This is a genomic window from Streptomyces sp. HSW2009 (genome assembly GCF_040240285.1).
In the GTDB taxonomy this organism is placed as follows: Bacteria; Actinomycetota; Actinomycetes; order Streptomycetales; family Streptomycetaceae; genus Streptomyces.
Map to the genome: position 1 here is coordinate 1 of NZ_JBEHZD010000353.1, position 8,545 is coordinate 8,545.

At 73.0% G+C, this 8,545-nt stretch carries 7 protein-coding genes; 1 reads left to right on the forward strand and 6 read right to left on the reverse strand.

Translation table 11 applies throughout. The annotated features are described in order from the left end of the window. Positions 1 to 802: NACHT N-terminal Helical domain 1-containing protein (locus AAHZ94_RS23025; protein ID WP_502964750.1), on the reverse strand; the 802-nt coding region annotated here is incomplete at its 3' end. A 635-nt stretch (positions 803 to 1,437) separates the two neighbouring features. Here AAHZ94_RS23025 and AAHZ94_RS23030 point away from each other — a divergent pair. Beyond that, entirely contained in the window at positions 1,438 to 2,226 is a 789-nt protein-coding gene (locus tag AAHZ94_RS23030) for a M23 family metallopeptidase (protein ID WP_349994888.1), read from the forward strand. 254 nt (positions 2,227 to 2,480) lie between these two features. Here AAHZ94_RS23030 and AAHZ94_RS23035 read toward each other — a convergent pair whose 3' ends face one another. From AAHZ94_RS23035 to AAHZ94_RS23055, 5 genes are all read right to left on the reverse strand, one after another. Then, positions 2,481 to 2,987 carry a hypothetical protein gene (locus AAHZ94_RS23035; protein WP_349994889.1) on the reverse strand — a complete coding sequence of 169 codons (507 nt, stop codon included), beginning with the start codon at positions 2,985 to 2,987 and terminating at the stop codon, positions 2,481 to 2,483. Between the two features lie 55 nt (positions 2,988 to 3,042). Beyond that, positions 3,043 to 4,416 (reverse strand): hypothetical protein, encoded by a 1,374-nt coding sequence (locus AAHZ94_RS23040; protein ID WP_349994890.1) that lies wholly within the window; start codon positions 4,414 to 4,416, stop codon positions 3,043 to 3,045. A gap of 438 nt (positions 4,417 to 4,854) precedes the next feature. Then, on the reverse strand, positions 4,855 to 5,448 hold the full coding sequence (locus tag AAHZ94_RS23045; RefSeq protein ID WP_349994891.1) for a TetR/AcrR family transcriptional regulator: 594 nt from the start codon (positions 5,446 to 5,448) through the stop codon (positions 4,855 to 4,857). Between the two features lie 437 nt (positions 5,449 to 5,885). After that, positions 5,886 to 7,748, reverse strand: coding sequence for a dihydroxy-acid dehydratase (ilvD, locus tag AAHZ94_RS23050; protein ID WP_349994892.1), 1,863 nt, complete (start codon positions 7,746 to 7,748; stop codon positions 5,886 to 5,888). Between the two features lie 191 nt (positions 7,749 to 7,939). Further along, a partial coding sequence (locus AAHZ94_RS23055) for a TetR/AcrR family transcriptional regulator (RefSeq protein ID WP_349994893.1) occupies positions 7,940 to 8,545 on the reverse strand: 606 nt, incomplete at its 5' end.

Below are 8,545 nucleotides of genomic sequence, written 5' to 3' on the forward strand. Positions count from 1 at the left end.
GGTGTGTGGGTGTGCGGGCTGTTGGTGTGCGGGGTTGCGGGCGTGCGGGCTGTTGGTGTGCGGCGTGCCGGTCCGGGGCCGTGCGGGTCGCCTGGAGGCTCAGGTACGTGGCGTCCAGCGGCCAGCGGTCGGGCGAGTGGGTGAGGTCGATGCCGTAGATGGTGAGCGTGCCGTGTTTACGGGCGATGTACTGCGCGTACCGCTCGTCGAAGGCCACGTCGGCCGCCGCGTGCGTGGGGTTGCGCTCGATCAGCGCGTCGACCTTGGCCACCAGCCCGGCCAACTGCTCGCTCTGCTGGACGAGGGTGTGCGCGACGAAGCTGGAGCGCTGCGTGAAGAAGTGCAGGATGTGCAGGCAGGCGGTCTCCAGAACGCTCTGGTAGAGCGCCGTGGCGGGCTCGCTCAGGCCGCGCAGCCGGCCCTGGTCGGGGGCGTCCGCGGTGAGCCGGTGGGCCAGGCTGCGTGGGCCGTGCCGGACCGCCTCCACGTCGCTGAGGGTCAGATCGCCGAGGCCGTGCAGGGTGGCGGCCAGCGCGCGGGCGACCGCCTCCTCCTCGTCCTGCGGCACCGGCCGCTCGTGCGGGCCGGCCGCGCGGACGCTGCGCCGGACCAGTTCGGCGGCGAGTCGGTGCAGGTCACGCTCGGTGAGGTTGCGCTTTTCGCCGCGGAAGGAGACCAGCCCCGAGATCCGCACCGGCCGGTCGACCAGCCCTGCGCCCGGCGGCTCCACCACGAACAGCTTCTTGACGATGGGCACGATGGCGCTCGACAGCAGCCGGACGCCGATGGCCGATGGTTCCACTGCCCGTCCCCCGTTTTCCCGAATCCCCCGCGCGGCCCGTACGGACCGCACCCGCCCGGACCGCACCCGCCCGGGGTGGCCCCGCCGCACCCCGCGCCCCGTCCGTGGCCGGCGCTCTGCCGCGGGCCACGCCCGGCCGGTGCAACAGGCTACTGCGGGCGCCCGGCGCCGGACCCGCCGCGGGCGGTGGACGACCGGGCGAGACGGCCCGCGCGGGGCCCGCGGGGCGGGCCGGCCGGTGACATGGGGCACAGGCCCCCGGGGGCCTACTAGGCCGGATAGCGGGTCGGGCCGGGGGCCGGCCGGGGCGTTCGGCCCGGTCGGCCCGGGCCTTTCGCGCGGGGGCGGCCGGGGCTTTTTCCCTACGGCACGGTAGGCCCGGAAAATGCGGCCCGGAAGGGCACGGGATACCGCCGTACGCACCACGGAATGGTCTTTACGGGTGATCGCCCGCGGTGTGGAAGGGACGAATTCCCCTCGCTCGTGCTACGAGAAGAGGTAGTAGAAGGCCAATACATGCACCCCTTGGCAGAAAACCGAGCCCGGGTTACCAAGGTATGGCGATCCCGGCGAACCGCAGAGGATTCGCAGTCGGGATCAATACATTTCCTGGATTTCTCCGGAGGTACTTCCGTATGACGCAGCACACCAAGGCCACCCGCGTGAACAAGTCGGTCCTGCGCACTCGCGCCACCGTGTTGGCCGTGGGTCTGGGCGGCTCGCTCGCGCTGGGTACCGGGGTGGCGCTGGCAGCGACGCCGCACTCCCCCCTCTCCGCCGCGGCTTCGGCCGATTCCCTGGTCAAGTCGATTCAGGCGCAGGCGAAGACGCAGCAGAAGGCGGCGGACCAGGACGAGAAGAGCGCCGCGCAGAAGAAGAACGAGAAGAACAAGAAGAACAAGAAGGCTGACCAGAAGAAGGCCAAGAAGGCCGGCGAGCGGGACAAGGGGCACGGTGCGAAGGACAAGCGTGCCGACCGGTCCAAGCGCGGCCCGCTGAACGCCTCGTCCTGGGTCGCCCCGGTCGGTGACGCGCCGCTGAGCGCGCCGTTCGCGGCCGGCGGTGCCCGCTGGGCGCACGGCCACTCCGGCCAGGACTTCGCCGTCTCCACCGGCACCTCGGTCAAGGCCGCGCACGGCGGCACCGTGATCAAGGCCGGCGGCAACGGCGGCGGCGACGGCCCGGCGTACGGCAACGCCATCGTGGTCAAGCACGCCGGCGGCACGTACTCGCAGTACGCGCACCTGTCGAAGATCAAGGTGGCTGTGGGCCAGTCGGTCCGCGCCGGCCAGGAGATCGGTCTCTCCGGCAACACCGGGAACTCCTCCGGCCCGCACCTGCACTTCGAGATCCGCACCGGCCCGAACTACGGCTCCGGCATCGACCCGCTGGGCTTCCTGCGCGGCCACGGCCTGAGCTTCTGATCGGAGCCCCGCCGGATCTGCCGCACCCGCCCGGCCACGCGGCTGAGCTGCGGTGACGGTGCCTGACGTGGGGCGGGGGGGGGGGGGGCGCCCCCCCGGGGGGGGGGGGCCCCCGGCGGGGGGGGGGGGGGGGGGGGGGGGGGGGGCGCGGGCCGCGCGGGGGGCGCCCCCCCCCGCGGCCCCCCCCCCCCCCCGCTCGTCGTGCTGTCGTGGGCCCGGGGCGGGGGCTCAGTCCCCGGGGCCAGCCCCCGGGTTCAGCCCCCCGAGTGGGCGCCGCTGCCCCGGTGCTCGGCGTCGGGGCACGCGTCGCCGTCGTCCTCGCCGACGGCGATGCCCAGCGGCCCGGCCCGGGCCGCCGAGAGCGCCGCGCAGAGCGGCAGTTGCAGCGTGAACAGCGCGACGATCAGGGTGAGGAAGGCGTAGTCGACGGCCTGGCCCGCGCCGTCGGACACGAACCTGACCACGCTGATGACCAGCAGCACGCCCGCGTACGCCACCGCGTTGCGGGTCGCGATCAGCCAGCGGTGCGGCGTCGGGCGGGTCACCGCGAGCACCCCGATCACCAGGGCCGCGGCCACCGGGAAGACCAGCGCCGACGGGCTGAGCCAGTCGCTGGAGAACGTCTGCCAGGAACTGTCGCCGTCATCGTCCGGATAACCGCCCGCATAGATCAACACGAACGACAGGAGCGCACCCACCGCCCACGGAATGCAGGACGTCGCTATCGCGAACGTGGCTGCCTTGGGAAGGGGTGCGCTCATGGGTCGTGCCAATCGTCAGGGGGTCGGACGGACGGTTTCCGTACCGTGCATTCCGTCAGTACCCGCCGTTGTTGCCAATCGTAGCCGCGGGGCAGGCCGGCTTGAACAGGCAGGTCGGGCTGGCCTGCTTGGCGGTGTGCAGGAACTTCGTGTACGTCTTCATCGGCGAGCGGGTGAATCCGCTGATGATGATTTCGTGGTCGGGCATCTGCTTGTGCCGGCCCGAGATGTAGAAGTCGCCGCTGCGGCTGATCCTGGCGTTGTAGTAACCGGAAATGCTGCCGACGCCGCAATACGGGTTACCGGCCTCGGTGATGCCCCGCACCTGAGCCGTCTTCGAGTTCTGCGACATCACCCGGAACGACATCTTCTTCTTGCTCGCCGTCTTCTTGGCGACGAACTTTCCATTCGTCTTGTAGACGTGCGTGGTGCCGATGTGCGCATTCCACGAAGAGCCGCCCTCCCAGTACACGATGCCGGTGAGGTCGGTGCGGTGGCTCGCGCTGTCGGCCTTGCTGAAGCCGCGGTTGTCGCCCGCGTACTTGTAGCCCTTGGTGTACGTGCAGCCCACCGGCGCGGTGACCCACTTGCTGCGGATGAAGGTGCGGTACTTGATCGTCGTCGAGTGGTACTTCTTGGCCTTCGCCTCGGCCTTGAACGCGGCCGACTCCAGCGCGGCGGGCTGCGCCGAGGCGGGCACCTGGACGTTCAGGTTCCAGGTGTGGCCGTTGACCGGCCGCTCCCCGGTCCTGGCGAAGTCGGCCCGCTCGCCGCCCGTCCACTCGCTCGCCGGCGCGTTCGCCGTGGTCGAGATCGTGTACTCGCTCTCCGCGCCGGGCCGCACCGCCACGTCGCGCAGGCTGGTGCCGCGGGTGGTGGCGATCAGCTTGCCGTCGCGGAAGACCTGGTACGGGGCGGCGCCGCGCACGCCGGGCCAGGACAGGTCGACGAACTCGGAGTTGGAGGCCCACGCGGCCCGGGCGGTGGTGGCCGAGGTGCCGGCCAGGGTGGTGCCGGCCAGCGTCGGGCCGTCGTCGCCGGCGCCCTTCAGCACGGTGAAGTCGGTGGCGGCGCCGGTGATGTGGCGCAGCGCCCGCGGGGCCTTGCCGCCGTCGGTCAGGAAGCGGCCCTGGCCGGCGCTGAACCGGTAGTCCGCGCCGCGGACGGTGGCGGTGCCGGTGTCGAAGGCGGTCTCAGCGGCGGGGGTGGGGTGCGCCGCGGCCGGGGCGTCGCCGGTGAGCGGGCGGGCCACCGCGCCGGTGGTGCCGCCGGTCCGCAGGGCCAGCGGGAGCGCCACGGCGACCAGCGCCCTGGGCGCCTGCCGACGGGCGCGCCGGGCGATCGACGGGTCCGACGGGTCCGCGGACCGCGTCGGGTCCGGCTCGGCGCCCGGCGCGGACCCGGTGGAAGTGCTGCGTATGGAACGCATGAAGTGATGTCCCCCTGAAAGCCTGATGGCTGGCTTGATTCTGGCCATCGCAGTTCGGTCATGCTGGGCCAAATGGTGGCCGCAGTGCAGGTCACCCTAGTCGTAATGGCGCGTACAGGTCACGTCTGTATGGCGCATAAGAGGCGCCGGGCGCCGCGGTCCGCGGCGGGTGCCCGGGTGGGGGTGCGGGGCGTTCCGGGGCTGGTGGTGTTTCCCCGCGTGTGGCATCAACTCGCGTACGGCAGGGGGGAGTCGTGGCACCCACGGGGCAGGTGGAGCCTCCGTGCGGCTGGTGTCGCCGGTCGGTTCCGCCGCGCGACGGGTGGCGCTGGCCGGGGTGTCCGTACGGCCGGGGCGTCCGCACGGCAGGTGCCATCGGCCGGACCCTCCGCACGCCAAGCGGCGGCCGAGGTTGCCGGGTTGCCCGTACCGGCGGGTCTAGCGTGCGGCGCGTACCAGTTGGGCCAGGTAGCGGCCCGCGATCTCCAGCGGCTCGGTGCTCTGGGAGACCTGGGCGGAGAGTTCGGCGCCCTCGATGGTGCTGATGGTCAGGTGGGCCAGGTCGTGGGCGGCCGGGTCGGGGATGCCGGCGGTGCGCAGCTTGGTGTGGACGAGGGCGCGCCAGCGGGCGAACGCCGCGGCGGCTGCGGCCTGGATGTCGGGGGCGCGGCCCGCCGGGCCGAGGGCGGTCGCGGTGATCGGGCAGCCGGCGGGCCAGTCGGAGGCGGCGAGCCCCGCGGCGAGGTCCTGGCAGAGCGCGGTGAGGGCGGCGGCCGGGTCGTCGTCGGCGTCCAGTGCGGCGCTGAGCTCTTCGGCGAACTCCCGGTCGCCGTGGTGGATCGCGGCGACGGCCAACTCCTGCTTGCCGCCGGGGAAGAAGTGGTAGACGGAGCCGAGGGTGGCCTGGGCCTGCTGGGCGATCTGCTTGATGCCCGTGCCGTCGTAACCCTGGCGCTGCATGAGCGCGGAGGCCGCGCGGATGATGCGGGCGCGGGTGTCGGGGGCCCCGGCGTTCTTCGTCTTCGTGCTCACGCCCGCCAGCCTACCTATTAGAACGTTCGCTTTAGGGCTGCGCCCCGGGTGCCTCCTGGCGCCTCCCGGTGTCTGCCGGTGCCTCCCGGTGTCTGCCGGTGCCTCCCGGTGTCTGCCGGTGGCCCCCGCGGCTGCCGGCGGCCGGGCAGTGCGTTCGTCGTACGCGCTCGCCGGGGCTGGGCTGGGCTGGGCTGGGCTGGGCGGGGCCGACCGGCTGGCGGTGCGTGGTGGCGCTGCCCGAGGCGTACGGGCTGGGCGCCGAGGTCCCGCCGTACGCGGTGGGCGCGGCCGATCCGCTGTCGCAGGCCATCCGCATCTGCGGCCCCGGCCCCGCCGCCGGGCTCAGCCCTCACCTCGGCTCAACCCGGCCCCGGCCCCACGCCCCGATCCCACCTCGGCTCAACCCGGCCCCGGACGCAGCCCCGCACGGGCCGTCCTCAGCCCCCGAGCAGGCTGACGTCCCGGACCGCGCCCTTGTCCGCGCTGGTGGCCATCGCCGCGTACGCGCGCAGCGCCTGGGAGACCTTGCGTTCGCGTGCGGCCGGGCGGTAGTCGCCGAGCCGTTCCAGCAGGGCTGCCCGGCGCTTGGTCAACTCCTCGTCGGGGACCAGGAGTTCGATGGTGCGGGCGGGGATGTCGATGCGGATCGGGTCGCCGTCCTCGACCAGGGCGATGGTGCCGCCGGACGCCGCCTCGGGCGAGGCGTGGCCGATGGACAGGCCCGAGGTGCCGCCGGAGAAGCGGCCGTCGGTGACCAGGGCGCAGGACTTGCCGAGGCCGCGGCCCTTGAGGAAGGAGGTCGGGTAGAGCATCTCCTGCATGCCGGGGCCGCCCTTGGGGCCCTCGTACCGGATGACCACCACGTCGCCCGGCTTGACCGTCTTGTTCAGGATCTTCTCGACGGCCTCCTCCTGCGACTCGCAGACCACGGCCGGGCCCTGGAAGGTCCAGATCGACTCGTCCACGCCGGCGGTCTTGACCACGCAGCCGTCCACGGCGAGGTTGCCGCGCAGCACGGCGAGGCCGCCGTCGGCGGAGTACGCGTGCGCGGCGTCGCGGATGCAGCCGCCGGCGGCGTCGGTGTCCAGCGCATCCCACCGCTCGGACTGCGAGAACGCCTCGGCCGACCGCTTGCAGCCGGGCGCCGCGTGCCACAGTTCGAGCGCCTCGGCGGTGGTCGCGCCGCTGCGCGGGTCCCAGGCGTCGAGCCACTCCTTGATGCCGGCGGAGTGGACGGTGTGCACGTCCTCGTTGAGCAGCCCGGCGCGGTAGAGCTCGCCGAGGATGGCCGGGATGCCGCCGGCGCGGTGCACGTCCTCCATGTAGTACGTGCCCTGCGGCGCCACGTTCGGGGCGACCTTCGCCAGGCACGGGACGCGGCGCGAGACGGCGTCGATGTCGGTCAGGTCGTAGCCGGCGCCGGCCTCCTGCGCCGCGGCCAGCAGGTGCAGGATCGTGTTGGTCGAGCCGCCCATCGCGATGTCCAGCGCCATCGCGTTCTCGAACGCGGCGTGGGTGGCGATGTTGCGCGGCAGCACGCTGGCGTCGTCGTCGCCGTAGTAGCGCCGGGTCAGCTCCACGACGGTGGCGCCGGCCCGCTCGTACAGCTCCTTGCGGGCGGTGTGGGTGGCCAGCACCGAGCCGTTGCCGGGCAGCGCCAGGCCGATCGCCTCGGTCAGGCAGTTCATCGAGTTGGCCGTGAACATGCCCGAACACGAGCCGCAGGTGGGGCAGGCGTTCTCCTCGATGCGCAGGATGTCCTCGTCCGAGACGTCCTCGTTGACCGCGTCGCTGATGGCGTTGATCAGGTCGAGCTTGCGGACGGTGCCGTCGACCAGGGTGGCCCGGCCGGCCTCCATCGGGCCGCCGGAGACGAAGATCGTGGGGATGTTCAGCCGCAGCGCGGCCATCAGCATGCCCGGGGTGATCTTGTCGCAGTTGGAGATGCAGATCAGGGCGTCCGCGCAGTGCGCCTCGACCATGTACTCCACCGAGTCGGCGATCAGGTCGCGCGAGGGCAGGCTGTAGAGCATCCCGCCGTGGCCCATCGCGATGCCGTCGTCCACCGCGATGGTGTTGAACTCGCGCGGCACCGCGCCCGCCGCCTTGATCGCCTCGCTGACGATCCGGCCGACCGGCTGGAGGTGGGTGTGCCCGGGCACGAACTCGGTGAAGGAGTTGGCCACCGCGACGATCGGCTTGCCGATGTCCTCGCTCGCTACCCCGGAGGCCCGCATCAGCGCGCGGGCGCCCGCCATGTTGCGGCCGTGGGTGACGGTACGGGACCTCAGCTCGGGCACGGTGCTCACTCCCTGGTGACGCCTGACGCGTACGCCGGTGCGTACGTCAGTGCATGCGTACGGTGTCGTACGAGCCTACGCCCCCGGCTCCAAGATCTGGACGCGTATTCCGGGATGCGAGACGGGTGGGGGCCGTGCGCCGGTCGGTGGGTCGGTCGGTGGGCTGGTCGGTGCGCCGGCCAGTGGGCGCGTCAGCCGGTGGCGTCCGGGTCTGCCGGCGTGGGCGCCGGCGCTGGCTCGGGCGCGCCCGGTGCGCCGGTCAGCAGCCGTTGGACGCCCGGTGCGACCAGCGCGATGACCTCCTCGGGGGCGGCGCTGGCCAGCGGCTCCATCTTGATCACGTACCGCAGCAAGGCCATCCCCACCAGTTGGGCCGCGGCGAGTTCGGAGCGCAACTGCGGGTCGGGGACCTCCAGTTCGGCCGCGACGCGGAACATCAGCCGGGTGGAGACCAGCTCCCGGAAGACGGCCGCCGCCGCGTCGTTGCCGACCGCCGAGCGGAGGATCGCCAGCAGCGGCTCGCGGTGCGCCGGGTTCTCCCAGATGCCGAGGAAGAACCGGGCCAGCCGCTCGCCCTGCTCCGCCGGCGGCGCCGCGAGCAGCATGTCGGGGGCGAGCAGCGCGGGCCCGAAGTCCAGCTCGACGGCGGCGGCGAAGACCCGTTCCTTCGTACCGAAGTAGTGGTGGACCAGGGCCGGGTCCACGCCGGCGCCCTTGGCGATGCCGCGGATGGACGCCTTGTCGTAGCCGCGGGCGGCGAACTCCGCGCGCGCCGCCGTCAGGATGCGGTCCCGGGC